A 1,331-nucleotide genomic window follows, 5' to 3' on the forward strand; every position below is an offset into this window, starting at 1 on the left:
CTGGGAACAGACATGAAAAGTTACATCGTACCAGCAGCGGTTACCATGGGCGGTCTGATCAGTACTCAATTCACCAGAAACGAATACATCAAATTAGGCCTTGTAGGCGCAGCGGGAGCAGGTGTTGAGGCTATGGTAAAGAAAGCCACAGGAAAAACAATTCTGCAAGGATTGGAAGGCGTGATGAGTGATGAGGGATTTACCGATTACGAAGAAGTAGACGGTTTAGAAGCACTCAATCCTGTAACGCAAGCTTTACCAGCAGCCGATATTGACATCGAGCGAGAGATAGAAGCATCCGTTTCAGGAGCTGCAGATTATAGCATGAGCGATGAATCTGTGGGTAATGCTGCTAATGATTATGCGATGTCTGATGATCCAATTGGAAGTGCAGCTTATCCAGATGAGGAAGTGGGTAAAGTAAGTATCGTCACACCAGACAGTATGGACTATGACATCTTCTCAGGAGATATGATGGAATCATAGCAAACAAGAAAATTAAATAAATAGTACAAATAGAAAGGCTTTTGAGAAAGCTTTAATAACAAGGCTTGCGAAGTGCGAATAACAGGAGTTTACTTTTCGTAAATGACTGTTTTGAGTACAAGCATAACGCAGTTATTAATGCTTTACCGAAGCCGTAAAATTAGCAAATCATGGCAGAATTAAATGAGCAAAATGATTTATACCCTTCAATGGAAGAAGTTGAAGGTTTAGAAGAAGCTGTCCTTGATAAAGAGGAGGATGCACTCGAAAAAGAAGAAGACCAGGATGATGCCGTAGAAGGCATTGGTGATTTAGGTCGTTCTCGCAGACGAAGCAGACGCAGAACCCGAAGAGGTCGAAGACGAAGCAGCAGAAGACGATCTGTACGAAGATCTTATAATGCAGGAGCTCGCAGCACAGCGGTAAAAACAGGTTTAACCAAAAACCTGACCTCCAAAGGACAATTTGAATTACGCAGAGGGCAATTACCTCCGGATGTTCAAAAAGCCTTGAAAGATGCCCGTATGCAAACGGTCGATTCAGCCATTTACACGGTAAAAAGCATCAAAGACAAATCCGACATCGATTTGATGGAAGCATCCGATGATAAAAAGGCCGGACGTACCAACCTGAACCGTGCACAACTCGATAGTGGTAAGTATTTCCTACTTACAGATGTGGTTTTGGAGTATGCCCATGGAGAGTCAGAGGAGGATAATGATCCTGCAGATTTCGCCTTTGGTCAGTTCGCTTTCCCACCACAAATTACCAATGGTACATTTGAGATGACCTTGGGAACTAAGGTCATTCTTCCAGAGGTTTCCTGTGCTGTATTCGATGATAGT

2 protein-coding genes are annotated in these 1,331 nt (G+C 43.2%); both read left to right on the forward strand.

Going from position 1 to position 1,331, the window contains the following annotated elements; genetic code table 11:
- The first annotated feature begins 12 nt into the window (after positions 1–12).
- Positions 13–486 carry a hypothetical protein gene (locus A8B35_RS21055; protein ID WP_139314966.1) on the forward strand — a complete coding sequence of 158 codons (474 nt, stop codon included), beginning with the start codon at positions 13–15 and terminating at the stop codon, positions 484–486.
- Between the two features lie 170 nt (positions 487–656).
- The coding region (locus tag A8B35_RS21060; RefSeq protein WP_139314967.1) for a hypothetical protein at positions 657–1,331 on the forward strand (675 nt) is incomplete at its 3' end.

This window comes from Saccharicrinis aurantiacus (genome assembly GCF_001660705.2).
GTDB classification, from domain to species: Bacteria; Bacteroidota; Bacteroidia; order Bacteroidales; family Marinilabiliaceae; genus Saccharicrinis; species Saccharicrinis aurantiacus.